Annotated in this window: 25 protein-coding genes; 24 read left to right on the top strand and 1 reads right to left on the bottom strand. The window is 67.4% G+C overall.

Annotation, left to right across the window (positions count from 1 at the left end):
- Positions 1–537: 537 nt before the first annotated feature.
- The 24 genes from FB547_RS28005 (at position 538) to FB547_RS27890 (ending at position 25,902) form a co-directional block, all read left to right on the top strand.
- Positions 538–5,394: a tandem-95 repeat protein gene (locus tag FB547_RS28005; protein ID WP_186454266.1), complete on the top strand. Its 4,857-nt coding sequence runs from the start codon at positions 538–540 to the stop codon at positions 5,392–5,394.
- 58 nt (positions 5,395–5,452) lie between these two features.
- Positions 5,453–6,787: a TolC family outer membrane protein gene (locus FB547_RS28000; protein WP_145746904.1), complete on the top strand. Its 1,335-nt coding sequence runs from the start codon at positions 5,453–5,455 to the stop codon at positions 6,785–6,787.
- A complete protein-coding gene (locus FB547_RS27995; protein ID WP_145746903.1) occupies positions 6,784–8,976 on the top strand; it encodes a type I secretion system permease/ATPase in 2,193 nt (730 codons plus the stop codon). The genes FB547_RS28000 and FB547_RS27995 overlap by 4 nt, the downstream gene beginning before the upstream one ends.
- A complete protein-coding gene (locus FB547_RS27990; RefSeq protein ID WP_145746902.1) occupies positions 8,973–10,208 on the top strand; it encodes an HlyD family efflux transporter periplasmic adaptor subunit in 1,236 nt (411 codons plus the stop codon). Before FB547_RS27995 ends, FB547_RS27990 begins: the two co-directional genes overlap by 4 nt.
- 51 nt (positions 10,209–10,259) lie before the next feature.
- Positions 10,260–10,703, top strand: coding sequence for an outer membrane protein assembly factor BamE (bamE, locus tag FB547_RS27985; protein WP_145746901.1), 444 nt, complete (start codon positions 10,260–10,262; stop codon positions 10,701–10,703).
- 94 nt (positions 10,704–10,797) lie between these two features.
- The gene (locus FB547_RS27980; RefSeq protein WP_145746900.1) at positions 10,798–11,748 is read left to right on the top strand and encodes a LysR family transcriptional regulator; all 951 of its coding nucleotides are present in this window, start codon (positions 10,798–10,800) and stop codon (positions 11,746–11,748) included.
- Between the two features lie 156 nt (positions 11,749–11,904).
- Positions 11,905–12,414, top strand: coding sequence for a hydroxyquinol 1,2-dioxygenase (locus FB547_RS27975; RefSeq protein ID WP_145746899.1), 510 nt, complete (start codon positions 11,905–11,907; stop codon positions 12,412–12,414).
- Positions 12,415–12,434: 20 nt separating this feature from the next.
- A complete protein-coding gene (locus FB547_RS27970; RefSeq protein ID WP_145746898.1) occupies positions 12,435–13,442 on the top strand; it encodes a hydroxyquinol 1,2-dioxygenase in 1,008 nt (335 codons plus the stop codon).
- A 134-nt stretch (positions 13,443–13,576) separates the two neighbouring features.
- Positions 13,577–15,040, top strand: a complete 1,464-nt coding sequence (locus FB547_RS27965; RefSeq protein WP_145746996.1) for an aldehyde dehydrogenase family protein — start codon at positions 13,577–13,579, stop codon at positions 15,038–15,040.
- Positions 15,041–15,074: 34 nt separating this feature from the next.
- The gene (locus tag FB547_RS27960; RefSeq protein ID WP_261380424.1) at positions 15,075–16,052 is read left to right on the top strand and encodes a tripartite tricarboxylate transporter substrate binding protein; all 978 of its coding nucleotides are present in this window, start codon (positions 15,075–15,077) and stop codon (positions 16,050–16,052) included.
- Positions 16,053–16,072: 20 nt separating this feature from the next.
- Positions 16,073–17,140 (top strand): maleylacetate reductase, encoded by a 1,068-nt coding sequence (locus FB547_RS27955; protein WP_145746897.1) that lies wholly within the window; start codon positions 16,073–16,075, stop codon positions 17,138–17,140.
- Between the two features lie 49 nt (positions 17,141–17,189).
- A complete protein-coding gene (locus FB547_RS27950; RefSeq protein WP_145746896.1) occupies positions 17,190–18,443 on the top strand; it encodes an ABC transporter substrate-binding protein in 1,254 nt (417 codons plus the stop codon).
- Between the two features lie 8 nt (positions 18,444–18,451).
- On the top strand, positions 18,452–19,171 hold the full coding sequence (locus FB547_RS27945) for an ABC transporter ATP-binding protein (RefSeq protein ID WP_145746895.1): 720 nt from the start codon (positions 18,452–18,454) through the stop codon (positions 19,169–19,171).
- Positions 19,168–19,884: an ABC transporter ATP-binding protein gene (locus FB547_RS27940; RefSeq protein WP_145746894.1), complete on the top strand. Its 717-nt coding sequence runs from the start codon at positions 19,168–19,170 to the stop codon at positions 19,882–19,884. Before FB547_RS27945 ends, FB547_RS27940 begins: the two co-directional genes overlap by 4 nt.
- On the top strand, positions 19,877–20,749 hold the full coding sequence (locus FB547_RS27935) for a branched-chain amino acid ABC transporter permease (RefSeq protein WP_145746893.1): 873 nt from the start codon (positions 19,877–19,879) through the stop codon (positions 20,747–20,749). Before FB547_RS27940 ends, FB547_RS27935 begins: the two co-directional genes overlap by 8 nt.
- A gap of 14 nt (positions 20,750–20,763) precedes the next feature.
- Positions 20,764–21,849 carry a branched-chain amino acid ABC transporter permease gene (locus FB547_RS27930; protein ID WP_261380423.1) on the top strand — a complete coding sequence of 362 codons (1,086 nt, stop codon included), beginning with the start codon at positions 20,764–20,766 and terminating at the stop codon, positions 21,847–21,849.
- The gene (locus tag FB547_RS27925; RefSeq protein ID WP_145746891.1) at positions 21,833–22,699 is read left to right on the top strand and encodes an intradiol ring-cleavage dioxygenase; all 867 of its coding nucleotides are present in this window, start codon (positions 21,833–21,835) and stop codon (positions 22,697–22,699) included. Before FB547_RS27930 ends, FB547_RS27925 begins: the two co-directional genes overlap by 17 nt.
- Before the next feature lie 403 nt (positions 22,700–23,102).
- Entirely contained in the window at positions 23,103–23,381 is a 279-nt protein-coding gene (locus tag FB547_RS27920; RefSeq protein ID WP_145746890.1) for a hypothetical protein, read from the top strand.
- A gap of 57 nt (positions 23,382–23,438) precedes the next feature.
- Positions 23,439–23,627 (top strand): hypothetical protein, encoded by a 189-nt coding sequence (locus tag FB547_RS27915; protein ID WP_145746889.1) that lies wholly within the window; start codon positions 23,439–23,441, stop codon positions 23,625–23,627.
- A gap of 65 nt (positions 23,628–23,692) precedes the next feature.
- Positions 23,693–24,127, top strand: coding sequence for a hypothetical protein (locus tag FB547_RS27910; RefSeq protein ID WP_186454265.1), 435 nt, complete (start codon positions 23,693–23,695; stop codon positions 24,125–24,127).
- A 29-nt stretch (positions 24,128–24,156) separates the two neighbouring features.
- Positions 24,157–24,501: a hypothetical protein gene (locus FB547_RS27905; protein WP_145746888.1), complete on the top strand. Its 345-nt coding sequence runs from the start codon at positions 24,157–24,159 to the stop codon at positions 24,499–24,501.
- Between the two features lie 152 nt (positions 24,502–24,653).
- Positions 24,654–24,950, top strand: a complete 297-nt coding sequence (locus tag FB547_RS27900; protein WP_145746887.1) for a hypothetical protein — start codon at positions 24,654–24,656, stop codon at positions 24,948–24,950.
- A 50-nt stretch (positions 24,951–25,000) separates the two neighbouring features.
- The gene (locus FB547_RS27895) at positions 25,001–25,429 is read left to right on the top strand and encodes a GNAT family N-acetyltransferase (protein WP_145746886.1); all 429 of its coding nucleotides are present in this window, start codon (positions 25,001–25,003) and stop codon (positions 25,427–25,429) included.
- Between the two features lie 74 nt (positions 25,430–25,503).
- Positions 25,504–25,902: an SMI1/KNR4 family protein gene (locus tag FB547_RS27890; protein WP_145746885.1), complete on the top strand. Its 399-nt coding sequence runs from the start codon at positions 25,504–25,506 to the stop codon at positions 25,900–25,902.
- Positions 25,903–25,921: 19 nt separating this feature from the next.
- Here FB547_RS27890 and FB547_RS27885 read toward each other — a convergent pair whose 3' ends face one another.
- Complete coding sequence (locus FB547_RS27885; protein ID WP_145746884.1) at positions 25,922–26,191, bottom strand: hypothetical protein; 270 nt, start codon at positions 26,189–26,191, stop codon at positions 25,922–25,924.
- Between the last annotated feature and the right edge of the window lie 340 nt (positions 26,192–26,531).

Below are 26,531 nucleotides of genomic sequence, written 5' to 3'. Positions count from 1 at the left end.
TTCAGTCCTTATTGGGTGACCTGCCATTCGCGCCGATGGTTCAAAAACGGGATGCCGCGCGCGGGTCTCCGAAACCGCCTCTGCCAGAGGGAAAACGGGGCGCTGGAGGAGGGCGAATACAGCATTGCCGGTATTGCAGCAAAGAGCCGGCCAATGCCGTCCAGCAAAAGAAGCAGGCGCTCTTACAAAGCCCCAGAAGCCACAGGCCACCTTGGCCCGGCTGCATCTGCTTTCCTTAATGTGCAAATTGTTTGATTTCTTTTGCCATTTGTGTGAAGTATTCGACGTTTGCACACGTTTGTAAACAACTGTCCGCTGCGGAAAAAGCCACAGCCTTTCCAGCAAAAGTCCGGCCGACACCTCGCACCAAGAATCCCGCCCCATGCAAGCGCAAGCCGGCGTGGTCCACGCACCGGGCCTCGCTGCGAGTCCTCGAGAGACGCAAGCTGCGCTCGAGATTTCCCAATGTGCGACCCGGGCTGTTCGTCCAAGACGAAGGCTCGCCCGAGGTTCGAAGTCAAGGAGCAAGGACAAATCATGGAAGCTGTTTACAAGTCTGGTGGCGCCCCCCGCAAAGCGGCGGCTGAAGCCCCTCTGGTTCTGGATCGCCCGTCGATCGTCTCGCTGAAGGTTGCGCCCGAGAGCGTGCTCAAGTTCGAGCGCCGCGGCGGCGACCTCGTGCTCGTGCTGCGCGACGGCCAGGAAATCGCCGTGCGCGGCTTCTTCGCCGAGTACCCCGACGGCGGCCGCAACGACCTCGTGCTCGAAGACGGCGCCGGCGTGCAGTGGTGGGGCCAGTACACCGCGCCCTGGAAAGACTTCCACTTCACCGAAATCGAGTGGAACGACGCCGGCGGCGCGCTGCTGCCCGACGGTGTGCCGGGCTGGCTGCTGGGTGCGCTCGGCGTGTTGGGCGTCGGTGCGGCCGCGAGCGGTGGCGGCGGCGGCGGCGGTGGTGGCTCGGCCTTCATCCCGCCGTTGCTCCCGCCGCAGAACCGTGGCCCCGAAGGCAAGGCCGAGCCCGTCGTGACCGCGCAGGACAAGCCCGTGCAGGGCCAGGTGAACGCCACCGACGCCGATCGCGACGCGTTGAACTACACGGTCACCAAGGCCCCCGAGCACGGCACCGTCACCGTCGACCCGTCCACGGGCCACTTCGTCTACACCCCCCAGCCCGGCTACGAAGGCCCCGACAGCTTCGAAGTGATCGTCAGCGACGGCAGGGGCGGCACCACCACCGTCACGGTGCCCGTGACCGTCTCGCCCGTCAACGACGCGCCCACGGCGCCCGACTACACCGAGACCACGAACGAAGACACGCCCGTCAGCGGCCGCGTGACCGGCAGCGACCTCGACAGCAGCGACACGCTGACCTACATCAAGGGCACCGACCCGTCGCACGGCTCGGTGACGGTCAACCCTGATGGCACCTACACGTACACGCCAGACCCGGACTTCCACGGCACCGACAGCTTCACCGTGACGGTCAGCGACGGCCACGGCGGCACGACGACGAGCACCGTGACGGTGACCGTCGACCCGGTGAACGACGCACCGACGGCACCCGACTACACCGAGACCACCAACGAAGACACGCCGGTCAGCGGGAGCGTGGTCGGCACCGACGTGGAGGGTGACGCGCTGACGTACGTGAAGGGCAGCGATCCGTCGCACGGCACGGTCACGGTCAATGCCGATGGCACGTACGTCTACACGCCGAACCCCAACTTCAACGGCACGGACAGCTTCACAGTGACGGTCAGCGACGGCCACGGCGGCACGACGACGAGCACCGTGACAGTGACCATCGACCCGGCGAACGACGCACCGACGGCACCCAACTACAACGAGACGACAGACGAAGACACGCCCATCAGCGGCCAGATCGCCGGCACCGACGTGGATGGCGATGCGCTGGCGTACGTGAAAGGCAGCGATCCATCGAACGGCACGGTCACGGTCAATGCCGACGGCACGTACGTCTACACGCCGAACCCCAACTTCAACGGCACGGACAGCTTCACGGTGACGGTCAGCGACGGCCACGGCGGCACGACGACGAGCACCGTGACGGTGACCGTCGACCCGGTGAACGATGTACCGACGGCACCCGACTACACCAAAACCACGAACGAAGACACACCCGTCAGCGGCCAGGTGACGGGCACTGACCTGGACGGTGACGCACTGACCTATGCGAAGGGCAGCGACCCCGCGCACGGCACGGTGACTGTCAATGCGGACGGCACGTACACCTACACACCTGGGGCCAACTTCAACGGCACGGACAGCTTCACCGTGACGGTGAGCGACGGCCACGGCGGCACGACGACGAGCACCGTGACGGTGACCATCGACCCGGCGAACGATGCACCCACGGCGCCGAACTACACCGAGACCACGAACGAAGACACGCCGGTCAGCGGAAGTGTGGTCGGCAGCGACGTCGATGGCGACGCGCTGACCTACGCGAAGGGCAGCGACCCCGCGCACGGCACCGTCACGGTCAACGCCGACGGCACCTACACCTACGTCCCCGGCGCCAACTTCAACGGCACCGACAGCTTCACCGTGACGGTCAGCGACGGCCACGGCGGCACGACGACGAGCACCGTGACGGTGGCCATCGACCCCGTGAACGACGCACCGACGGTGCCCAACTACAACGAGACGACAGACGAAGACACCCCCGTCGACGGCCAGGTCATCGGCAGCGACGTCGATGGGGACGCGCTGACCTACGCGAAGGGCAGCGACCCGGCGCACGGCACGGTCACTGTCAATGCCGACGGCACCTACACCTACGTCCCCGGCGCGAAATTCAACGGCACCGACAGCTTCACGGTGACGGTCAGCGACGGCCACGGCGGTACGACCACCAGCACGGTGACCGTGACCATCGACCCGGTCAACGACGCCCCGGTGTTCGTCGACGCCGGCGGCACGCCGGTGGACACAAGCACCGGCTACGTCTTCGGCTATGAGGAGAACCGCCCCGCAGGCACCGTGCTCGGCACCGTCCACGCCACCGACATCGACAGTGCAACCGTCACCTACAGCATCCTCTCGGGCAACGACAACGGCTACTTCAGCATCGATCCGGTCACGGGCGAGATCAGACTGACGGCCTCGGGCGCTGCGGCGTTCGTCAACGACTACGAAGCGGGCGCCAACGCACATGCGCTGGTGGTCGGTGCGAACGACGGCACGGTCACGACGAACATCCCCGTCACGCTCAACGAGCAGAACCTCAACGAGGCACCCGCGGTGCCCGACTACAACGAGGTCACGAGCGAAGACACGCCCATCAGCGGCCAGGTCGTCGGCAACGACGACGACGGCGACACGCTGACCTACGCCCAGGGCAGCAACCCATCGCACGGCACGGTCACGGTGAACGCCAACGGCACCTACACCTACGTTCCCGGCCCCAACTTCAATGGCACCGACAGCTTCACCGTCACGGTGAGCGACGGCCATGGCGGCACGACCACCAGCACGGTGAACGTGACCGTCAATCCAGTGAACGACGCGCCATCGGCCACGGTGACCAATGCCGACGCCGTGTCCGAAGGCAGCCTGCCCGGCGGCATCGCGGGCGCGGGAGAGCCGCCGGTGCAATCGACCGGCAAGATATCGATCGCGGACCCGGACAGCCTGGCCGGCGACCTGTCGGTGTCGCTCAGCGGACCGGCCGGCGTCACCTCCGGCGGCCAGCCAGTGTCGTGGACCTGGGACGCGGGCACGCACACGCTCACGGGCAGCGTCACCGTCGGCGGTGTCACCACCGAGGTGATGACCGTGGCGGTGGGCAACGTCACCGCCGACGGCGCGGGATTGTTCGAGGCGGGCTACACCGTCACGCTGAAGGCACCGATCGACCACCCCGCGGGCAACGGCGAGGGCGTGTCGAACCTGCACTTCGAGGCGCATGTGACCGACGGCCAGGCCAGCGCCGCGCCGGTGGGCTTCGATGTGCCTGTCAAGGACGACGCGCCGGTGCTCGTGAATGGCGAGCAGGCCGTCGACGTGGCGCCGATCAACACGAACCTGATGGTGGTCCTCGACCTCTCCGGGAGCATGGGGCAGGAAACCCCGACGCGCCTCAGCCGAGCGAAAGAGGCCGTTCAGAACCTGATCGACGGCTACGACCTGTACGGCGAGGTGCGGGTGCAGCTCGTCACCTTCAGCACGACCGGGGCGTCGCAGCAGGCCTGGATGACGGCGGCCGAAGCCAAGGCGCTGGTGCAGAACCTGCAGGCCAGTGGCAGCACCAACTACGACGCTGCCCTGGCTGCAGCGATGAACGGCTTCTCGGCCAGCGGCAAGCTGGACGGCGCCCAGAACGTGTCCTACTTCCTCACGGACGGCGAGCCGACCCTGGGCGACGGCAACACAGAGCAGCTGACGAATGGCAGCAACAGCAATACGGCCGACAGGGGCATCCAGGCCGCGGAGGAAACGATCTGGAAGGACTTCCTCAGCACCCACCAGATCAACTCGTTTGCACTGGGCCTGGGCTCGAGCCTGAACGCGGCGGCGCAGGCTTTCATCGACCCCATCGCCTACAACGGCAACACCGGCACGAACACCAACGGCCAGATCATCACCGACACGAGCCAGCTGAACGACGTACTGCAGGGCACGATCGGCGTGCCGCCGACGGTCAGCAACCTGCTGACCGGCGGCCTCGGTGGCTCGTCCGGCTTCGGCGCCGACGGAGGCCACGTGGCCGAGCTGAGCATCGACGGCACCACCTACGCCTTCGACAGCAGCACGGGCCTGATGACAAAGACCGGCCCCGCCACCGGCAGCGACTACAGCTACGACGCGGCGACGCACCAGGTCACCATTGCCACGGCGCAGGGCGGCAAGCTGGTCGTGGACTTCGACTCGGGCGAGTTCAGCTACCAGGTGGCACCGAAGACCGCTGCCTCGCAAAACTACGAGGAGACCATCGGCTACCAGGTGGTCGACCGCGACGGCGATGCAAGCAACGCGGCCACGCAGACGCTGCACGTCAACTACACGCCTGCGGCTGGTGCGGCTGGTGCGGCGGCGATGTACAGCTCGGCCGACTCGCTGGGCCTGGCCGGTGTCAACGAGGTGACGGTGTCGCTCGAGCAGCAGCCGCACGAGGCGCGGCATCTCGCCTTCGGCGACAGCGCGGCGGGGGAGGGCATGCAGCTGTCCGACATGCTGCAGGCCTACAGCGCTGCCGAGTCGCTGCATGCGCTGCTGCAGGCCGCGTTTCCGCCGGCCTTCGCGGGCACGCAGCCATCGCCCTCGGTGCTGGCCCTGGCGTCGTCTGCCGATTCGCTCGCGGCCTACGCGCCACCCGTGGTCCCTTCGCTCGACGACGAGCTTCACATGGGCCTCGCGCTTCACCACTGACCGACCGGGGCGCCGGTGCCGATTGCGGTGCCGGCACCTTGTCCGCACGTCTTCACGCATGCTTTCTTCTCGTCATCTTCCGCTCGCCGCCGCGGGCCTTCTCATCCTGCTCGCGAGCACGGCGGCACTCGCACAATCGAGCGCCGCCCCCCCGCTGGGCATGGCCGAGGCGGTGCGCCTGGCCGCCACCTCGCACCCGACCGTGCGCAATGCCGTCGGCCAGGCGCTGCAGGCGGGCGAGGGCATTGCGGCGGCGCGCTCGGGCTACTACCCGCAGGTCAGCGCCGGCCTCAGCGCGCGCACGGGCAACCGCCAGCTCCAGACCGACGGCCGCCGCCAGGCGCACGAGGCCTCGCTGTCGGTGACCCAGCTGCTGTACGACTTCGGCAAGGTCTCGAGCGCCGTGAACGAAGCCGAAGCCTCGGCCACGGCCGCGCGCGCCAAGCTGCTCATGGCGGTCGACGATGTGGTGCGCGACACCGCGCAGGCATGGATCGAAGTGCATCGCCAGCAGGCGCTCGGCGAAATCGCGCAGGCCCAGGTGAAGGGCGTGCAGTCGCTGGCCGGCCTGGTGGGCGAACGCCAGGCCAAGGGCGCCACCAGCCAGTCCGACGTGGCGCAGGCGCAGTCGCGCCTGGAAGCCGCGCGCGCCCAGCAACTCAACACCGCGTCGCAGGCCGAGCGCTGGCGCCTCAACCTCATGCATCTGACCCAGGGCCGCATGCCGGCCGATATTGCCGGCGAAGCGTCGCCGCCGCTCGCGAGCGCCTGCGCCGTGCAGCCGCAGGCGGCCCTGCCCGCGCCGGCCGTGCAGGTGGCGCAGGCCGAGCGCGACATGGCGCAGGCCGCGCTGCGCGGTGCCGATGCCCAGCTGCTGCCCACGCTGTCGCTGAACGCCGGCGTGAACCGGGGGCTCGAATCGGGCGCGCGGCTCGCCGGCCAGTCCGGCACCGAAAGCACGCTCACCGTGAGCTTCACCGCACCGCTGTACGAAGGCGGGCGCAGCCAGGCCCGCCAGCGCGCCGCCGCGCACGCCGTCGAAGCGGCCGAGGCCGCGCTGGGCTATGCGCAACTCAGCGTGCGGCAGCGCCTCGAAGACGCGCGCGTGCAATCGCAAGGCCACGCGCAGCGCCTGCCCGTGCTCGCCGCGCGCGTTCACAGCACGCAGCGCACGCGCGACCTGTACCGGGAGCAGTACCTGCAACTGGGCACGCGCTCGTTGCTCGACCTGCTCAATGCCGAGCAGGAGTTCCACGGCGCGCGCTTCGAGCAGGCCGAAAGCGCGCACGAAGTGCAGCGGCTGGCGGTCGAGTGCCTGTACCAGTCGGGCCGGCTGCGCGAGGCCTTTGGGCTGGTCGATGCGGGCGAGCTGGTCGCAGGAGGCCAGCCATGACCGCCACCACCGTGCCCGAGCTGTCCGCCGCGCGCGGCCCCGTGCTGCTCGGCAGCTGGGTCGACGCCGTGCTGGCCGTGGCCGCCCACTACCACCTCGACACCTCGCGCGAGCGCATCCGCGGCGCTGCCGCATGGAGCGACCACGAAGACATCGGCGAGCGCGTGCGCCAGATGGCCCGGCAGGCCGGGCTCACCGTGCGCCAGGTCGCGCCGCGCCTGGACACCCTGAGCCCCTGGCGCCTGCCCGTGGTGCTGCAACTGCGCGACGGGCAGGTGGCCGTGGTCACCGCCATCTCGGCGCAGGGCCTGCGCCTGATGCTCGGCGGCGACCAGGGCGCGGAAACCGTGCGCACGGCCGACGAGCTGCAACCCGCGCTCGAAGCCATGGCCGTGCTGCGGCCTGCGCAATCGGCGCCCGACTCGCGCGTGGACGCCTACATCCGGCCGGTGGAGCCGCATTGGCTGCGCCAGATCGTGCTGGCCGACTGGCGGCCCTATGCCCACATCCTCGTCGCGTCGCTGGCCTACAACCTGATGGCGCTGGCCGGCACGCTGTTCTCGATGCAGGTGTACGACCGCGTCGTGCCTGCGCAGTCGCTGCCCACGCTGCATGTGCTGTTCGGCGGCGTGCTGCTGTCGATCGCGTTCAGCTGGGTCATGCGCGGCGCGCGCATGCGCATCACCGACGTGGTGGGCAAGCGCGCCGACCTGCGCATTTCCGACCGCGTGTTCGGCCACGCGCTGCGCGTGCGCGGCTCGGCGCGCCCGCGCGCCACCGGCACCTTCATCTCGCAGTTGCGCGAGCTGGAGCCCGTGCGCGAGATGCTCACGTCGACCACCGTGGCGGCCGTGGCCGACCTGCCGTTCTTCTTCGTGTTCTGCGTGCTCTTCTGGTTCATTGCCGGATGGCTGGTGCTGGTGCCGCTGGCCGCATGCGTGCTGCTGCTCGTGCCCAGCCTGGTGGCGCAGCCGCGCCTGCGGGCGCTGGCCCAGGCGGGCATGCGCGAATCGTCGCTGCGCAACGCCATGCTGGTCGAGACCGTGCAGGGCATCGACGACATCAAGGTGCTGCAGGCCGAGCCGCGCTTCCAGAACCAGTGGAACCACTACAACGCCGTCAACGCCGACTCCGGCCTGCAACTGCGCGCGCTGCTCAACACCCTGAGCAACTGGACGCAGACCGTGCAGGGCGGCGCCTTCGCCTTCGTCGTGTTCTTCGGTGCGCCGCTGGTGATGGACGGCCACATGAGCACCGGCGTGCTGGTGGCCGCATCGATCCTGTCGACCCGCATGCTCGCGCCGCTGGCCGGCGTGACGCAGGTGCTCAACCGCTGGCAGCAGGCCAAGGTGGCCGGCGAGTCGCTGGACCAGCTCATGAAGCTCCCGGTCGACCATCCGCCCCACGAGACGCGCGTGCACCGGTCCGCCGTGCAGGGCGACTACACGCTGCGCGACGCCGTCTTCAGCCACGACGGCCGGACCACCGCGCTGCAGGTGAAGGCGCTGCACATCGGCGCCGGCGAGCGCATTGCCGTGCTCGGGCGCAACGGCGCGGGCAAGTCGACGCTTCTGCAGGCGCTGTCGGGCCTCCTCGAGCCGCGGGCGGGCAGCGTGCTGCTCGACGGCGTGTCGATGGCCCACATCGACCCCGCCGACGTGCGCCGCGACATCGGTCTGCTCGCGCAGGACGCGCGCCTGTTCCATGGCACCCTGCGCGAGAACCTGCAGATGGGCACGCCCCACGCCACCGACACCGAACTGATCGCGGCCCTGCAAGCGACCGGCGCCTGGGCCTTCGTGCGCGGCCTGCCCTCGGGGCTGGACCACCCGCTGCTGGAAGGCGGGCGCGGCCTCTCGGGCGGACAGCGCCAGAGCCTGCTGCTCGCGCGGCTCATGCTGCGCCGCCCCGGCGTGCTGCTGCTCGACGAGCCCACCGCCTCGCTCGACGAAGTGGCCGAGCGAGAAGTGATCGAACAACTGCGCGCGCTGCCTGCAGGCCGTACGCTGGTGCTGGCCACGCACCGCCCGGCCGTGCTCGAAGCGGTGGACCGCATCCTCGTGGTGGACGGCGGCGCCGTCGTGCTCGACGGGCCACGCGAACAGGTGATGGCGCGGCTGCGCCAGGGCGCGGCGGCATCGCGCGAGACGGCGGCTTCCGCAGGCCGTGGCAAGGAGGGGCAGGCATGAACGCCGCGACACAGACCGGGACACAAGTGCAGGCACCGGCCGCATCCACCGCCACCGTGTGGGGACCGGGCGGCGCCGACGACTTCGACGAGGCACGTGCCAGCGGTTCCGCCCGCGTGGTGTGGTTCATCGCGCTCTTTCTGCTCGCGTTCTTCGTGTGGGCCTGGTGCTTCGAGATCGACGAAGTGTCCAGCGGCATGGGCAAGGTGATTCCCAGCTCGCGCGAGCAGCGCATCCAGTCGCTCGAAGGCGGCATCCTCGCCGAGCTGCGCGTGCACGAAGGCCAGATCGTCGAGAAGGGCCAGGTGCTCGCGCAGCTCGACCCCACGCGCGGCGAATCGAACGTCGAGGAAACCGCCGCGCGCTACCGCGCCGCACTGGCCAGCAGCGTGCGACTGCGCGCCGAGGTGGAGGGGCGAAGCACCCTGCAGTTCCCCGCCGAACTGCAGGCGCACGCGCAACTCGTCGATTCCGAAAGCGCGCTCTTCCGTTCGCGGCAGGGCAGCCTGCGCGACACCGTGTCCGGCCTGGGCCAGGCGCTTGCGCTCGTGCGCAAGGAGCTCGACATCACGCGCTCGCTGCAGGTGAGCGGCGCTGCCAGCAACGTCGAACTCATCCGCCTGCAGCGCCAGGCCGCCGACCTGGAGCTGAAGATAGCCGATGCGCGCTCCAACTACATGGTGCGCAGCCGCGAAGAACTCGCCAAGGCCGATGCCGAGGTGAAGTCCTTGTCGTCGGTGGTGCGCGGGCGCACCGACTCGCTCGAGCGGCTCACGCTGAACTCGCCCGTGCGCGGCATCGTCAAGAGCTTGCAGGTCACCACCATCGGCGGCGTCGTGCCGCCCAACGGCTCGCTCCTGACCCTCGTGCCCCTGGACGACCAGCTGCTGGTCGAGGCGCGCATCTCGCCGCGCGACATCGCCTTCATGCGGCCTGGGCAGGAGGCGCAGATCAAGATCACCGCGTACGACTACGCCGTGTACGGCGGCCTCAAGGGCCGCGTGGTGACCATCGCACCCGACACCCAGCGCGACGAGGTCAAGCCCGAGATCGTGTACTACCCCGTGCTCGTGCGCACCGAGTCCGACGCGCTCACCGACAAGGCCGGCCGCCGCATGCCCATCGTGCCCGGCATGGTGACCACCGCTGACATCCGCACCGGCCGCAAGACCGTGTGGGACTACTTGACCAAGCCGCTGAACAAGGCGCGCGAAGCCATGCGCGAGCGTTGACCCGCGCGCTCATTCCCCAAGAAACCCATCTGACCAAAGAGGACGCTAGCCATGAACCAGACCCTGCATGCATCACCCGCCGCTGCCACCTTCGTGCTTGTCGCCGCGCTGCTCGGCGTCGCCACCACGGTGGCAGCCCGCGACAACCCCGTGGACCCCGTGAGCAACCCCGACAAGCTGAGCTATCGTGACGTCGAGGCGCGCCGCCCGGACTTCAAGGAACCCTTTCTGCGCGACGGCGTGGTGTCGCGGCCCGAGCGTTTTCGCGAGATCAAGCCCGGCATCAGCCAGGCCCAGGTGCTCGCCGTGCTCGGCCAGGCCCTGAAGGAGCAGCGCGGTGCGCTCGGCACCGAGTGGGACTACCACTTCAAGTTCCAGATGCCCCAGTCGGCCAACTACCTCGTGTGCCAGTACAAGGTCGTGTTCGACGATAGCCAGGCTGTGCGCAGCGCCGTGTGGCGCCGCCGCCAGTGCCTGGACCTGATTCCGCGTTAGGCCCTGCTTCGATCCCACGAACGCCGGGCCATCCTGGGCTACTGAAGCGGCATGGGGCCCGCGGGCGCTGCAGAAGCGCTACATTGCATGCGCCATGGACCGCCTCGAAAACATTGAGACCTTCGTACGGGTCGCGCAGACCCAGAGCTTCGCGGAGGCCGCACGCCAGCTGCGGGTCTCCAAGTCCGTGGTGACCAGCCGCGTGAAGCAGCTCGAAGACCATGTCGGCGCGCCGCTGTTCCACCGCAGCACGCGCGTGGTGCGCCTCAGCGACGTGGGACAGGCCTTCCTGCGCGACTGCGTCGAGCTGGTCGGCCGGGCCAACGACATCATGGACCAGATGCGCGACGCCAAGGACGGGCCCACCGGCACCTTGCGCGTGCATGCGCTCACCGGCTTCGTGCTCGGGCATTTCGCCACGCTGCTGCGGGCCTTCCAGTCGAGCTTTCCCGACATCCATCTCGAACTCATCGTGAGCGATGCGGTGGTCGATCCGGTGAAGGCGGGCGTGGATTGCGCGCTGCAGATCTTTCCGGCGGCGTCGACCGAGCTGGTGTCGCGCTCGCTGTTTCCGGTGCGGCGGGTGTTCTGCGCCACGCCCGAATACCTGCGCGCGCACGGCCGGCCCGCGAGCCCGCGCGAGCTGCACAAGCACACGCTCGGCCTGTACTCGGGCTACCCGACGCGCGACCGCTGGACCTTCCACCATGGCGGCGAGCAGGTGACGATGTACATGAGCGCCGCACTGCTCACCAACAGCGTCCACCTGCTGCGCGAATACGCGATGGAACATGCCGGCATCGTCTGCCTGCCGACGCTGGTGGCCGGCGAGGCGATCCTGCGCGGCGAGCTGGAAGTGGTGCTGCCGTCGCACCAGCTGTCGTCGTTCTCGCTGAGCGCGGTCTATGCGGGCACCTCGCGCAATGCGTTCAAGCTGCGGCTCTTCATCGAGCACCTGACCCAGGCCTTCTCGAAGATGCCGCCATGGGATGCGGCCATGATCGAACGGGGCCTGCTGCCGCCGGGCCTGATCTGGGACGCTTGAGGCGGACGCGGGCCGTTCGCGGGTAAACCCTGCGCATTGGACGGAATTGCCGAACAATGCGGACCGCGTTTCGGGCCTACCGCCCGTGCCGCGCGTTTCCTACAGTGCATACATCGCAGCGCCACGCTGCATCGCCCAGCACCTCAGGAGACATCCATGACCGTTGCCTACCAGACCCGCTTCGGGTCGCTCAAGCACTTCGAGAAGGGGCACGTCGAGCCGATCGACGACGACGTGCGCCACTACGCGTTCTCCAACTGCTTCGAGATCGCCAGCATCAGCCGCCCGTACGAGAAGGTCGTGTTCGGCCAGAACCAGATCTACGTGCTGGAAACGCTGCGCGCCGAAGGCACCTCGCCCTGGTACACCAGCGCGCACGACGAGTTCGCGCTGGTGATGGATGGCGAGGTGGAAGTGCACCTCGTGCAGCTCGATGCCGCCCAGGCCGTGGCCGACAAGGACAAGAACGGCGCCGTGCTCGTGGAGGGCGAGCCCAAGGGCAGGAAGATGGGCTGGATGAAGCTCTCGCGCGGCCACCAGGGCCTGCTGCCGAAGAACGCGGCCTACCAGTTTCGCGTCGCCGGCGACCCGGGCGTGATCGTGCTGCAGACCTGCAAGGGCGACCTCTCCGTGGAGAAGTGGGCCGACATCTGCCAGACGCAATGAACGCATCCAGGAGCCACACCATGAACGCACCCGCAGAACTCGCCAAGGTCCTCGCCTCGCAGCCCGACGCCACGCTCGGCTACAAGGACTTCTCGCTCGGCAGCTTCGGCTTCCGCCGCGACGAGTACTTCGCCCACATCACCTGGAAGACCCGCGACGGCCGTCCCATGAGCCACACCATGGACGCCGGCAGCTACCTGCGCGCGCTGATGCGCGACGTGGCCTGGGGCTTCTTCTACGGCTGGGTCAACTTCGACGACGTGTTCGGCACCATCAACCACTACGACTCGGTCGACCTGTATGCCGGCAGCTTCAACGGCACGATGAAGGACGCGGGCATCGACCTGCTGGAGAACTTCCCCACGGCGCAGATCCGCGCCACCTTCGAGGCCATGCTTGACGACTGGACCAACGAGAGCTTCGACCCCTTCGCCGCGCCGCAGGAAACCGGCTCGCCCTACGGCCGCAAGAGCGGCAACAACACCGCCAAGATCACCCGGGCGCGCGAGCTGGCCAAGCGCTGCGTGGGCCTGAAGGGCGACCTCGACCTGCGCAGCGACGAGCGCGGCGCGCCGGTTAACCGCGCCTTCGCGGACGTGCCGCAGGGCCAGCCCGAACTGCACCCCGAGCCCGGCTTCGAGAACGAGGTGCACGCCTTCAACCTGTTCGGCTTCCTGAGCCGTTCGCAGGTCACGTGGAACCCGAGCTTCACCTCCGTGGTCAAGCACAGCTTCATGTGCCCGACGACCGAGGAGCACATCCTGCCGATCATCCACGGCAACGACCGCGTCGAGTGGTTCTTCCAGATGACCGACGAGATCCACTGGGACTGCGGCGACAAGAACACCGGCCGTCCCATGGCCCGCGTGATCATGAAGGCCGGCGACATGGCCGCCATGCCCGCCTACTGCCGCCACCAGGGCTTCAGCCCCAAGCGCTCGATGCTGCTGGTGTGGGAGAACGGCTCGCCGAGCCTGGTGTACGAGATCCAGAAGGGCGAGAGCCCCGAGATCCCGGTGCAGTTCTGAACTGACTTGCTCCCTCCTCCGCTGGGGGAGGGCAGGGGTGGGGGCCCTCCGAGCCCGCGCCCTCCTTGATGAAGCCCCCACCCCAACCCTCCCCCAGCGGGGGAGGGAGAGGAACGCCCATGCCTATTTCTTCCATCCGCCACCAGCTCTTCATCGACGGCCGCTTCGTCGACGCCGAATCCGGCGAGACCCTGGCCACGCTCAATCCGCACGACAACACGCCCATCGCCCATGTCGCGCTGGCCGGCAGGGCCGATGTCGACAAGGCCGTGGCGGCCGCCAAGCGCGCGTTCCCGAAGTGGAGCCGCATGGCCGCCGCCGACCGCGGGCGCATCCTGCTGAAGCTCGCCGACCTGATCGAGGCCAACGCCGAAGAACTGGCGCGGCTCGAATCGCTCGACACCGGCCATCCGATCCGCGACTCGCGCCGGCTCGACGTGCCGCGCACCGCTGCGTGCTTCCGCTACTTCGGCGGCATGGCCGACAAGTTCCAGGGCGAGACCATTCCGGTGGAAGAGGGCTTTCTCAACTACACGCTGCGCGAGCCCGTCGGCATCGTCGGGCAGGTGGTGCCGTGGAACTTTCCGCTGATGTTCACGAGCTGGAAGATGGCGCCCGCGCTTGCGGCCGGCAACTGCATCGTGATGAAACCGGCCGAGATCACGCCGCTCAGTTCGCTGCGCATCGCCGAGCTGATGGCCGAGGCGGGCGTTCCGCCCGGCGTGGTCAACATGCTGCCGGGCCTGGGCAGCGTGGCGGGCCAGTCCATCGCCGAGCATCCGGAGATCGCCAAGATCGCCTTCACCGGCAGCACCGCCACCGGCCGGCGCATCGTGCAGGCCAGCGCGGGCAATCTCAAGAAGGTCCAGCTCGAACTCGGCGGCAAGGGCCCCAACATCGTGTTCGAGGATGCGAACCTGCAGGCCGCCGTGAACGGCAGCGCCTGGGCCATCTTCCACAACCAGGGACAGGCCTGCATCGCGGGCTCGCGGCTGATGCTGCACGAAAAGATCGCCGACGCCTTCCTCGAGCAGTTCATTCCGCTCGCGCAGTCGATCCGCCTGGGCAACCCGCTCGACGAGGCGACCGAGATGGGCCCGCTCACCAGCGCCCAGCACCGCGACCGCGTGCTGGCCTATGTCGAGGTCGCGCAGGGCCAGGGCGGCGAGGTGCTCGCGGGCGGCACCTCGCCCGGCGGCGATCTTGCGCAGGGCTGCTACGTGGCGCCGACCGTGGTGCGTGCGAAGTCCTACCAGGACCGCGTCGCGCAGGAAGAGGTGTTCGGCCCCTTCGTCACCGTGCTCACCTTCAAGAGCGACGAGGAGGCGATGCAGATCGCCAACGGCACCGACTACGGCCTGGGCAGCGGCCTGTGGACGCGCGACCTGCAGCGCGCCCACAAGGTGGCGCGCGACCTGCACGCCGGCATGGTCTGGATCAACAGCTACAAGCGCGTGAACCCCGGCTCGCCCTTCGGCGGCGTGGGCCAGAGCGGCTACGGCCGCGAGATGGGCTTCGACGCGATGCGCGAGTACACGCAGGTCAAGAGCGTGTGGGTCAACGTCGACGCGCAGATTCCGCCGCACTTCGCGCGCTGAGTTTCCTTTTCTTTCAATCCACCGGGCACACACGATGTCTTTTCCGATCCTTTCCCGGGCGCTGGCCGCCTGCATGCTGTTGCTGCTCGGCGCCGCGGCCCAGGCCCAGGTGCCGGCCTGGCCCGCCAAGCCCGTGCGGCTGGTCGTCGGCTTCCCGCCCGGCGGCATCGTCGACACCGTCGCGCGCCAGCTGCAGCCGCGCCTGCAGGCCGCGCTCGGCCAGACCGTGATCGTGGACAACCGCAGCGGCGCCGGCGGCACCCTGGCGGCGGCCGAGGTGGCGCGCGCGGCGCCCGACGGCCACACGCTGCTGATGGTGTTCGACAGCTATGCCACCTATCCGCTGGTCTATCCGAAGCTGAGCTTCGACATCGCAAAAGACCTGCAGCCCGTGACCCAGGTCGCGAGCAATCCGCTGGTGCTGGTGGTCAACCCGAAGGTGCAGGCCAAGGACTTCCAGCGCTTCGTCGGCCTGCTCAAGGCGCAGCCGGGCGGCCTCAACTACGCGAGCGTCGGCCCGGGGTCGAGCAACCATCTCACGGCCGAATACTTCAAGGCCGTGAGCGGCACCTTCGTCACGCACATCCCCTACCGCGGCGGCGGCCCGGCCCAGCAGGACCTGCTGGGTGGGCAGGTCGAGATGATGTTCCTCTCGGCCGTGCTGGCCCAGCCGCATGTCAACGCGGGCCGGTTGCGCGCCCTGGCCCAGACCGGCGCGCAGCGCGTGGCCGCCTATGCCGAGGTGCCGACCGTGGCCGAGAGCGGCTATCCCGGCTTCGAGGTGAATTCCTGGGTCGGCCTGCTGGCCCCGGCCGGCACGCCGCGCGCCGTGGTCGACCGGCTGCAGGCCGAGGTGCGCAAGGCGGTGACCGAGCCGGCCTTCCAGCAGCGGCTGCGCGAACAGGGCCTGACGGGCATCGCCAACACGCCCGAGCAGTTTGCCGCCGTGCTGCGCACCGAGCAGGACAAGTGGACCCGCCTGGTGCGCGACCGCCGCCTGAGCCTGGAATAGGCAGACCGAAGGAACGCGCCATGCACGACTTCATCCACACCACCCATCCGCAGCGCGTGGTGTTCGGCGCCGGCTCGCTGCGCCACCTGGCGCGCGAAATCGACGCGCTGGGCGCGAAGAGGGCGCTGGTGCTCTGCACACCCGAGCAGCGCCCGCAGGCCGAGCGCGTGGCGGCCTCGCTCGGCGCGCAGGCGGCCGGCCTGTTCGACCGCGCCGTGATGCACGTGCCCGTCGAGACCGCGCGCGAGGCGCGCGAGCTGGCGCGCCGGCTCGGCGCCGACTGCGCCGTGGCGCTCGGCGGCGGCTCCACCACGGGGCTGGGCAAGGCCATCGCGCTGGAAGGGGGGCTGCCGATCGTCGCCATTCCCACCACCTACGCAGGCAGCGAGATGACGCCAATCTACGGCCTCACCGAGAACGGCCTGAAGAAGACCGGCAAGGACCCGCGCGTGCTGCCGCGCACGGTGATCTACGACCCCGAGCTGTCGCGCACGCTGCCCGTGGGCCTGAGCGTGACCAGCGGCATCAACGCCATCGCCCATGCGGCCGAAGGCCTCTATGCGCAGGACAGCAATCCGGTGATGGACCTGATGGCCGAGGAGGGCATCGCCGCGCTCGCACGCGCGCTGCCGGCCATCCGCGCGGAGCCCGGCGATCTCGCGGCGCGCTCGGACGCGCTCTACGGCGCCTGGCTCTGCGGCAGCGTGCTCGGCGCGGTGGGCATGGCGCTGCACCACAAGCTGTGCCACACGCTCGGCGGCAGCTTCAACCTGCCGCATGCCGAAGTGCACACGGTGGTGCTGCCGCATGCGCTCGCATTCAACGCCGAGGCCGCGCCCAGGGCCATGGCACGCATTTCGCGCGCGCTCGGCGGCGTGCCGGCGCCGGCGGCGGTCTATGCGCTGGCGCAGGGCAACGGCGCGCCGGTGGCGCTCAAGGACATCGGCATGCGCGTCGCAGACCTCGACCGCGCGGCCGACATCGCCGTCGCCAACCCCTACTGGAATCCGCGGCCCTTCGGCCCGGCGGAGCGCGGCGAGATCCGCGCACTGCTGCAGCGTGCCTTCGACGGCGAGCCGCCGGCATAGGCGCAGCACGCGCACAGAGAAACACGCACGGACAACGAAGGAGACAGCCATGACATTCAACCGCAGACAGTTCACGCAGGCCGCCGCCGCACTCGCCGCTACGGGCGCCGCGCCGCGGGTGTTCGCCGCCGACACGCTCAAGATCGGCTACGTGTCGCCCCAGACCGGGCCGCTCGCGCCCTTCGGCGAGGCCGACAAGTGGGTGATCGAGCAGATGAAGGCCGCCTTCAAGGACGGCATCGCCGTCAACGGCAGGAAGTACGCCGTGCAGATCGTGCTCAAGGACAGCCAGTCGAACCCCAACCGCGCGGGCGAGGTCGCGAACGACCTGATCCTCAAGGACAAGGTCGCCCTGGTACTCACCGCTGGCACGCCCGAGACCGCCAACCCGGTGAGTGACGCCTGCGAACTCAACGAGGTGCCGTGCATCTCCAGCGTGGTGCCGTGGCAGCCCTGGTTCTTCGGCCGCAAGGGCGACCCGGCCAAGGGCTTCAACTGGACCTACCACCTGTTCTGGGGGCTGGAAGACGTCATCGCCAACTTCACCAACGGCTGGAAGTCCGTGGCCACCAACAGGAAGGTCGGCGGCCTGTTTCCCAACGACGGCGACGGCAATGCCTGGGGCGACAAGGAACTGGGCTTTCCCAAACCCCTATCGCAGATGGGCTTCACGCTCACCGACCCGGGCCGCTTCCAGAACGGCACGCAGGACTTCAGCGCGCAGATCGCGGCCTTCAAGCGCGACAACGTCGAGATCGTCACCGGCGTGGTGATCCCGCCCGATGCCAAGACCTTCCTCACGCAGGCGCGGCAGCAGGGCTTCAAGCCGAAGCTCATCACGCTGGGCAAGGCACTGTTGTTCCCGGGCGCGATCGAGGCGCTGGGCGATCTGGGCGACGGGCTGTCGACCGAGGTGTGGTGGAGTCCCTCGCATCCGTTCACGTCGAGCCTCACGCAGCAAAGCGCGAAGGCGCTGGCCGAGGCCTACGAGGCCGGTGCGAAGAAGCAGTGGACGCAGCCCATCGGCTTCGCGCATGCGCTGTTCGAAGTGGCGGCCCATGCCCTGTCGCGGTCGAAGTCGTTGAAGGCGGCCGACGTGCGCGATGCGGTCGCATCGACCTCCATCGACTCCGTGGTCGGCCCGGTGAAGTGGGGCGGGCAGGGCCCGTTCAAGAACGTCAGCAAGACGCCGCTGGTGCTCGGCCAGTGGGGCAAGGGCAAGAAATACAAGTACGAGCTCGACATCGTGAACAACGAAGCGGCCAAGGGCATTCCGGCCGGCGGCGCGCTGCGGCTGCTCTGAAGAACGCCATGGCACTCCTGGCATTGCATGCGGTGAGCAAGTCGTACGGCGCGCTGCGGGTCACCGACGACATCTCGCTCGAAGTCGCCGAGGGCGAGACGCTCGGGATCCTCGGGCCCAACGGGGCGGGGAAGACCACGCTGTTCAACCTGATCTCAGGCGACGCGCGCGTCGATGCGGGGCGCGTGGAGTACGCGGGGCGCGACGTGACGCGGCTGCGGCCGCACCAGCGCTGCCATGCCGGCATCGGGCGCAGCTACCAGGTGCCGCAGCCCTTCGGGAACATGAGCGTGTTCGAGAACCTGGTGACCGCGGCCTGCTTCGGCGGGCAGCAGACCGAGCGCGAGGCGTGGCGGACGGCGCACGAGGTGCTCGCGCAGACGGGGCTGATGCCGCATGCGAACAAGCCGGCGGGCGGGCTCACGCTGCTCGACCGCAAGCGGCTGGAACTCGCGCGCGCGCTCGCGACGAAGCCGCGCCTGCTGCTGCTCGACGAGATCGCGGGCGGGCTCACGGAGCCCGAGGCCGCGGTGCTGGTGGCGGAACTCCAGCGCATCAAGGCGCGCGGCGTGACCATGATCTGGATCGAGCACGTGGTGCATGCGCTGCTGTCGCTGGCCGACCGGCTGTTCGTCATCAACTTCGGGCAGAAGCTGGCGGAAGGGGCGCCGCTGGAGGTGATGAACGATTCCGAGGTGCGTCGGGTGTACATGGGGATGGAAGCATGAACGCTCTGCTCGAAACCCACGGCCTCCAGGCCTTCTACGGCGACGCCCAGGCCCTGTTCGGCATCGACTTCTCCCTGGCCGCCGGCGAGCTCGTCGCCATCATCGGCGCCAACGGCGCGGGCAAATCCACTTTCCTCAAGAGTCTCGCCGGCCTCGTCCGCGTCCCGCGAGAAACCGTCCGCTTCAAGAGCGAACCCATCGGCGGGCTTCCTCCCGGCGAGATCGTGCGGCGCGGCCTGGCCATGGTGCCCGAGGGCCGCCGCCTCTTTCCGAGCCTGAGCGTCGAGGAGAACCTGCTCATGGGCACCACCGCCGCCCGCAAGGGCCCGTGGAGCCTGCAGCGCCTGTACGCCCTGTTCCCCATCCTCGCCGAGAAGCGCCACGCGCCCGGCACTTCGCTGTCCGGTGGCCAGCAGCAGATGGTCGCGCTTGGCCGCGCGCTCATGAGCAATCCCGAAGTGCTGCTGTGCGACGAACTCTCGCTCGGCCTCGCGCCGATCGTCATCCGCGAGATCTATGCGGCCATGCCCACCATCACGGGCGAGGGCATGACCGTCGTCATCGTCGAGCAGGACGTGACGATGGCGCGGCAGGTCTCGCAGCGCATCTACTGCTTCCAGGAAGGCCGCGTGTCGCTCGAAGGAAAGTCGGGCGAGCTCACGCGCGAACAGATCTCGCAGGCCTACTTCGGCATCGAGGCCGCCCATGCTTGAAACGGTCATCCAGGGCGTGCTGCTCGGCGGCCTCTACACACTGTTCGCGCTCGGCCAGTCGCTGATGTTCGGCGTCATGCGGCTCACCAACACGGCCCAGGGCGACTTCATCATCCTCGGCGCCTTCGCCGTCATCGCGGGCGTGTCGGCGGCGGGCGATGCCACGCCGGGGCTTGTTGCCATGGTCGCGCTCGCGGTGCTGCCGGTGGCCTTCGCGTTCGGCTACGCGCTGCAGCGCTGCGTGCTCAACGGCACGCTCGGCAAGGACCCGCTGCCTTCGCTCGTCGTCACCTTCGGCTTGTCGATCGTCATCCAGAACCTGCTGCTCGAACTGTTCTCGGCCGACCCGCGCGCCATCGAGACCGGCGGGCTCAGCACGCAGGGCGTGGCGCTGGGCGACACGCTTTCGCTCGGTGTGCTGCCGCTCGTCGTGCTCGCCGTCGCGCTGGTTGCAACGGCCGCGCTGCAATGGCTCTTCGCGCGCACGGCGCTGGGCCGCTCGTTCCGCGCGGTGTCCGACGACCGCGAGATCGCCGAACTCATGGGCCTGGACGCGAAGAAGGTCTATGCCTTCGCGACCGCCATCGCCTTCGTGCTGATCGCCATCGCCGGTGCGCTGCAGGGCATGCGCACCACGGTGTCGCCGTCGGACGGTCCGATGCTGCTGCTGTTCGCCTTCGAGGCCGTGATCATCGGCGGCATGGGCTCGTTCTGGGGCACGCTGGCCGGCGCGATGATCCTGGGCATCACGCAGCAGGTCGGTTTCCGGCTCGATCCGGGCTGGGGCATCTGGTTCGGCCACATCGTGTTCCTGGTCGTTCTGGTGCTGCGGCCACAGGGCCTCTTTCCGAAGACACGTGGATGAAGCGGATGACGAACATGCCCCCACCCCTCATCGCCGTCGAGCGTGCCACCGCCGCGAGCCGCGTCGCGCTTGCCGCCGGCATCGCGGTCGTGCTGATCGCCGCCAGCCTGCCCTTCTGGGGCGAGCCGAGCTGGATGCGCGAGTTCGTCGAGATCGCCTGCTACTTCATCTTCGCGATGATGTGGAACCTGCTCGCCGGCTACGGCGGCATGGTGAGCATCGGGCAGCAGGCCTTCTTCGGCTTCGGCGGCTACGTGATGCTGATGCTCGGCAACTTCGCGGGCATCAACCCCTTCGTGGCGGTGCCGCTGGGCGCGCTGGCGGCGGGGCTCATCGCCGTGCCCGTATCTTTTGTCGCGTTCCGGCTGTCGGGCGGCTACTTCGCCATCGGCACCTGGGTGATCGCCGAGGTGTTCCGCCTCAGCTTCGCCAACGTGTCGGCGGTGGGCGGCGGCTCGGGCACCACGCTCACGGCGCTGCGCGGCATCGAGCGCGCCACGCGCGAAAGAACCACCTACTGGATGGCGCTGGCCTGCGTGGTCGCGGCCGTTGCGCTGGTCTACCTGTTCCTGCGCAGCAAGCGCGGGCTCGCGCTGCTGGCCATCCGCGACAACGAGGTGGCCGCGGAGTCGCAGGGCATTCCGGTGGCGCGCATGAAGCTCGCGGTGTATGTGGTGGCGGCCTTCGGTGCAGGGCTCGCGGGCGCGCTCTACTTTGTCGGCAACCTGCGCATCAGCCCCGACGCAGCCTTCAGCGTCAACTGGACGGCGTTCGCCATCTTCATGGTGGTGATCGGCGGCATCGGCCGCATCGAGGGGCCGCTGGTGGGCGCGCTCGTCTTCTGGGCGTTGAACAAGTTCCTCAGCGACTACGGCACCTGGTACCTGCTCGGGCTCGGGCTGCTGGCCATTGGTGTCACGCTCTTCTTCAAGCAGGGACTGTGGGGCTGGGCGCAGCAGCGCTGGGCCTGGTCCCTGTTCCCGACTCAGCGGCGGCTCTTGCCGCCCGCGCTTTCTTCTTCTTCTTCTTCTTCTTCTTCTTCTTCTTCTTCTTCTTCTTCTTCCGACCTGGAGCGGGGCTTCCATGCGAAACATCGATGAACACACCATCACCGCCGCCGTGCTCGAACGCATGGCCGGCTGCGAGGACGCGCGCCTGAAGGAAGTGATGTCGGCGCTCGTGCGCCATCTGCACGACTTTGCGCGCGAGGTGAAGCTGACCGAAGCCGAATGGAGCGCCGGCATCGAGTTCCTGACCGCGACGGGCCAGAAGTGCGATGCGCAGCGCCAGGAGTTCATCCTGCTGTCGGACACGCTGGGCCTGTCGATGCTGACCGTGGCGATGAACCACGCGAAGAGCCCGCAGGCCACCGAGGCCACCGTGTTCGGCCCCTTCCACGTGGCGGGCGCGCCGCAGCTGCCGCTGGGCAGCGACATCTCGGGCGGCGCGGCGGGGGAGCCGCTGTTCGTGCAGGCCAGCGTGCGCGGCCGCGGCGGCGAGCCGGTCGCCGACGCGGTGGTCGATGTCTGGGAGGCCGACGCCGAAGGCTTCTACGACGTGCAGCGGCCCGTCGCGCAGCCGCAGGGGCGGGCGGTGCTGCGCACCAACGCCGAGGGCCGGCTGTGGTTTCGCGGCGTGGCGCCGGTGGCCTATCCGATCCCGACCGACGGCCCGGTGGGCGCGATGCTGCGCGCGACCCGGCGCCATCCGTGGCGCCCCGCACACGTGCACTTCATGATCCAGGCGCCGGGCTACGAGACGCTGATCACGCACGTCTTCCGCGAGGGCGATCCCTACCTCGACAGCGACGCGGTGTTCGGCGTGCGCAGTTCGCTGATCGGCGACTTCGTGCCGCATCCCGCGGGCCGCGCGCCCGACGGCAGCCTGCAGGAGGGGCCGTTCCACACGCTGGAGTTCGCGTTCGTGCTCGAGCCCGCCGGAAGAGGCTGAGCGGCTGCAGGGGCTGTCGAGTTTGACTGCCAGGCCAAACCCGAAGCCCTTCGAGATCACCCACTTGCGCGCGGGTCGATCATTGGCGTTGGCAGCGGCGTTTCACCTGGAGTGGAATTTCTCGGGGTTTGCGTCACCAATTTTGGAATTGAGCGGCTAATTTGCGGACTCGGCACCAGCGCCACCGGTCGTTGTGGTGATGCGGTGCCCAACAAGAGGATTGCAATCGGCCAGGAGTCGGCCGTTCATCACAAATTCTCTGTTTCACTGTCAACAAGCTTGGCGACGTGCGACCTCATGGTTAAAGTGAGCCGGGCGCAAGACATCCATATTGCTGCGCGTGGGGCAGAGGTTCACGCGGCCTTTGTCATTACATATTTTCCGGCCCAAGGAGAGCCGACCGATGAAACAACAAATTGAACGGTTTTCCCCTCACCAGAATGCCAAGGTCTTCGGCGCCCTGATGGCTGTGAGTTCGCTGATCATCATGCTGCCGTTCTCACTCCTGCTCTTCGCCGCGGCTCCCACGCAAGCTAGACCACCCGCCTTTTTTCTTCTGCTTGCACCGCTGATGTACTTAGTTATGGGCTACGTCATGGTCGCGGTGGGATGTGCAATCTACAACTTCATGTTCAAGTACATCGGCGGCATCGAGTTTCAAGCCAAGACCGACGACGCTTGAGCGCCGTCGGCTACGCAGTCGGCCATGACCAGTCATTGAGAAAGCTCACCCGAAAAGATGGCCAAGTTCTATCCGGGCGCAAAGCTGGACACAGTTCTCCACTTCATTGAGGGGGCAGTCGCACTCGGCCTCATTTCTGGGGCCACCATGGCCGCCATCGTTGGGCAATTGATCTTGGGAGGCATACTTGGCACGCTGGCAATCGGGATGTTCTTGCGTCTTAAGCGCGGCCGACTGCGCAAGTAGATGTGCCGCTGCGCTCGGCGAGCAGCAGACGCGCGATTGGTCAGCCGTTCTCACATTTGACTGCCATGGGCTACAACGTTTACATCACGCGCCGCAAAAACTGGTTTGCTGAAGACGGTCCTGAGATTTCACTGAAGGAGTGGGTTGACCTCGTCCGCGCCGACGATGAAATGCGGCTCGATGGGTACGCCGAAGCAACTACAGGCAGCGGCGACGTGATTCGCGTCAAAGACGAGAGCATGGCCGTGTGGCTCAAGTACTCGAAACACGAGGCCAACGGGAATATGGCGTGGATCTGGCACTTTCAAGGCAACATCGTCGCAAAGAACCCTGACGAAGAGATCCTTTGCAAGATGTGGCGAGTGGCTCAGGCCACGTCCGCCAAGGTGCAGGGAGAGGAGTCGGAGCTCTACGGTTCGGACGGCCGCCTACTTCAGGAGGCCTCAGTACTGGGGGATGCGCGCAAGTCCGCCAACAAGCCTTGGTGGCGCTTCTGGTAAGCCGTAGCCGGCCACAAGCAGACATCGAGATGACCTTCAAAGCTTTGGACTTGACAGCATCTCAGCAGCGTCTCGACGAGTGGCGCGGGGCGGACGCGAGTATCAATTCATTTAGGGACGACCAGGATCGCCTCATCGTGAGACTGACTGATCGGACCAGTCGGCAGGAGCCAGTTGGACTGGCATTTTTCAGCTGCACCTATCTGGCTGGCCCTGTTTCCTGGGCTGCGATGAACTTGGTGGTACAGGAGAGCCAACGAGACGATGGTTCGCCGGGCTACGAAGCTCGAGACGAAGGCGCCGGCTTCGTTGTGCGTTTCGCTTCAAGCAGCCTCTATGGTGACGAAGAATCGTTCCTGCGAGAGCGTTCTTGATCGCATGCTTCGGGCGGCCTGCTTAGGCCGACTCGCATCAAGGGAAGAATGCGGCCAACAGCAGACTTTCGATGCGGTGCAGAAAAGCGCGTGCGCACTGACCTTCGGGTCGGCAACAATTGCCTGCAACCCTGACGTCGCCAAGCTACTCTATGCTCACCACCCCCGAGTTCTTGCTTTCAATCGTAGGTGGTGTCCTCCTGCTCTTTTTCGGTGAGGCCATCGGGCACATTTTTGGTCTGATGGTGTTCGGCGCGTTGACGCTCGGGCAAATCAGGGTCCAGGGCGAGAACGACAAGGCACTGACGTTTCCTTGGCATGGTTTTACGAGAGACACAAATGGGCACCTTGTAGTCCAGATGGAGGTTGCGGGGGGTGTCGGCATGTTGGCGGCCATCGTCGCGTGGCTGTTCTTTCTGGCTTGGCGAGCTGGCGCTTTCGACAGATGACGGCTCAAAAGCCGACCTCCGAGGCGCGGCCCCGTTACCCTTTTCCCAAAATGGAAAACATCACCATCACCGCCGCCACGCCGGAAGAACTCCGCTCCGGCGAGCTCGGCCGCAAGCTGCGCCACTACAACTACGGCTTCGTCGGCGAGTATCCCGAGCAGCAGTACATCCGGCTCAACGCCAGGGACGGGAACGCCCGATTGCTCGGCGGGCTGCGAGGCTTTGTGTTTCTCTACTGGCTCAACATTGAAGTACTGTTTGTCGAAGCCGACGTGCGCGGCTTGGGCTTGGGCAGCCGCCTGCTGGCTGAGGCCGAGCGGCAGGCCATCGAGTTGGGTGTAACGAACGCCAAGCTCGAAACCTTCGAGTGGCAGGCGCCTGCCTTCTATCAGAAGCACGGCTACGAGGAGTACGCGCGCGTGGACGGCTACGCGCCAGGCTTCTACCTGGCCTCCATGAAGAAATCGCTGGCGCGCTGAGCAGCGATACAAGCTTGCTTCAGCTGCCGGCCAGAAGCCGACCTTAGACTCAAGTTCTCAATTAAAGGGATTTGATGCCGTTCGATTTGGATGAGCGCTACGTGCAGGCTGCGGAGCAGGCGTTGGGCGCCAGCTTCCCGACGACGTATCGCCTCGCCATGATGAGTAGCAACGGCGGCACGGTCGCAACCGAGAGCGACGACTGGGAGCTGTATCCCATCGCGGACGACTCCGACAGAAAGCGGCTCGCCCGCACCCTCAATGGCGTCGTCGCCGAGACGGAGCGCGCAAGAGCATGGCGCGGATTTCCATCAGGCGCAATTTCGCTGGGCAGCAACGGCGAAGGTGACCAGGTCATCTTTCTCGCGGGTGAAAAAGGGCTTGGTCCGGAGGTCTTCATCTGGCGACATGAGACGTGTGAGTCGGTCCGTGTCGCTGACGACTTCGCCGCCTTTGTAGCCGCAGACTCCTGACGGGCCCACTACCTGCCGCTCAACCACGTCCGCCTTCTGAGGCATTCGCGATAGCGGCTTCAAGGCTTGCAATCAGTGCCTTTGCCTGCTCGACGCTCAACTCGATCTCCGTGTTCGCCACTACACAATCGTCGGTGATCGCTTTGTCGTCGAATTGCTTTTCGGAGATGTCGAGATCAGGATGAATTTTCCAGGTCTCGATGTTGATGTGACCAGGGTGAATATTGGTGACTTCCAAGAATCCCTGTCGATAAGGGACATCGTTAAAGCGAATCTTGCTAGCACCCATGTCAGTAGCTCCTCGGTTGGGAGTGAGAGGATAGCGTTCGTCAGCCTCTGCCGAGGAAAAGCAAGATGCCGTTCTCCAGTAACGTGCTTCAGTCGGCCATATGCAGTCATTCAGCCAGTTGCCACCAGTCCCGCGAGACCGGTCGTTCGCGGCGCTTGCCAATCTAGAAGCCTTCGAGAATGCCTCCATCAACTGAAGTCCTGCAACAACTGAGCGACTTCGCCTCTGGCAAAACGCCAGTGCCTGAGTTCGAGCAACAGCTCTACAACGATCCGGACATTGAAACCTTACTCTCGGCAGAGAGCGCTCCTCGATTTTGCCAAACGGGGACGACGCTGTT

The sequence above is a fragment of the Variovorax beijingensis genome, from assembly GCF_007828835.1.
Lineage (GTDB): Bacteria > Pseudomonadota > Gammaproteobacteria > Burkholderiales > Burkholderiaceae_C > Variovorax > Variovorax beijingensis_A.
Note: the sequence above shows the minus strand (reverse complement) of the source record. Positions and strands in the feature narration are given on the sequence as shown.

Bases quoted from the DNA above. Each gene is read 5' to 3' on its own strand.
- FB547_RS27970 (WP_145746898.1), top strand. From the start codon at position 12,435: ATGAACGCACCCGCAGAACTCGCCAAGGTCCTCGCCTCGCAGCCCGAC.
- FB547_RS27925 (WP_145746891.1), top strand. From the start codon at position 21,833: ATGCGAAACATCGATGAACACACCATCACCGCCGCCGTGCTCGAACGC.
- FB547_RS27935 (WP_145746893.1), top strand. From the start codon at position 19,877: ATGCTTGAAACGGTCATCCAGGGCGTGCTGCTCGGCGGCCTCTACACA.
- FB547_RS27900 (WP_145746887.1), top strand. From the start codon at position 24,654: ATGCTCACCACCCCCGAGTTCTTGCTTTCAATCGTAGGTGGTGTCCTC.
- FB547_RS28000 (WP_145746904.1), top strand. From the start codon at position 5,453: ATGCTTTCTTCTCGTCATCTTCCGCTCGCCGCCGCGGGCCTTCTCATC.
- FB547_RS27950 (WP_145746896.1), top strand. From the start codon at position 17,190: ATGACATTCAACCGCAGACAGTTCACGCAGGCCGCCGCCGCACTCGCC.
- bamE (WP_145746901.1), top strand. From the start codon at position 10,260: ATGAACCAGACCCTGCATGCATCACCCGCCGCTGCCACCTTCGTGCTT.
- FB547_RS27940 (WP_145746894.1), top strand. From the start codon at position 19,168: ATGAACGCTCTGCTCGAAACCCACGGCCTCCAGGCCTTCTACGGCGAC.
- FB547_RS27890 (WP_145746885.1), top strand. From the start codon at position 25,504: ATGCCGTTCGATTTGGATGAGCGCTACGTGCAGGCTGCGGAGCAGGCG.
- FB547_RS27995 (WP_145746903.1), top strand. From the start codon at position 6,784: ATGACCGCCACCACCGTGCCCGAGCTGTCCGCCGCGCGCGGCCCCGTG.
- FB547_RS27960 (WP_261380424.1), top strand. From the start codon at position 15,075: ATGTCTTTTCCGATCCTTTCCCGGGCGCTGGCCGCCTGCATGCTGTTG.
- FB547_RS27895 (WP_145746886.1), top strand. From the start codon at position 25,001: ATGGAAAACATCACCATCACCGCCGCCACGCCGGAAGAACTCCGCTCC.
- FB547_RS28005 (WP_186454266.1), top strand. From the start codon at position 538: ATGGAAGCTGTTTACAAGTCTGGTGGCGCCCCCCGCAAAGCGGCGGCT.
- FB547_RS27915 (WP_145746889.1), top strand. From the start codon at position 23,439: ATGGCCAAGTTCTATCCGGGCGCAAAGCTGGACACAGTTCTCCACTTC.
- FB547_RS27905 (WP_145746888.1), top strand. From the start codon at position 24,157: ATGACCTTCAAAGCTTTGGACTTGACAGCATCTCAGCAGCGTCTCGAC.
- FB547_RS27980 (WP_145746900.1), top strand. From the start codon at position 10,798: ATGGACCGCCTCGAAAACATTGAGACCTTCGTACGGGTCGCGCAGACC.
- FB547_RS27990 (WP_145746902.1), top strand. From the start codon at position 8,973: ATGAACGCCGCGACACAGACCGGGACACAAGTGCAGGCACCGGCCGCA.
- FB547_RS27955 (WP_145746897.1), top strand. From the start codon at position 16,073: ATGCACGACTTCATCCACACCACCCATCCGCAGCGCGTGGTGTTCGGC.
- FB547_RS27930 (WP_261380423.1), top strand. From the start codon at position 20,764: ATGCCCCCACCCCTCATCGCCGTCGAGCGTGCCACCGCCGCGAGCCGC.
- FB547_RS27910 (WP_186454265.1), top strand. From the start codon at position 23,693: ATGGGCTACAACGTTTACATCACGCGCCGCAAAAACTGGTTTGCTGAA.
- FB547_RS27885 (WP_145746884.1), bottom strand. From the start codon at position 26,191: ATGGGTGCTAGCAAGATTCGCTTTAACGATGTCCCTTATCGACAGGGA.
- FB547_RS27945 (WP_145746895.1), top strand. From the start codon at position 18,452: ATGGCACTCCTGGCATTGCATGCGGTGAGCAAGTCGTACGGCGCGCTG.
- FB547_RS27975 (WP_145746899.1), top strand. From the start codon at position 11,905: ATGACCGTTGCCTACCAGACCCGCTTCGGGTCGCTCAAGCACTTCGAG.
- FB547_RS27920 (WP_145746890.1), top strand. From the start codon at position 23,103: ATGAAACAACAAATTGAACGGTTTTCCCCTCACCAGAATGCCAAGGTC.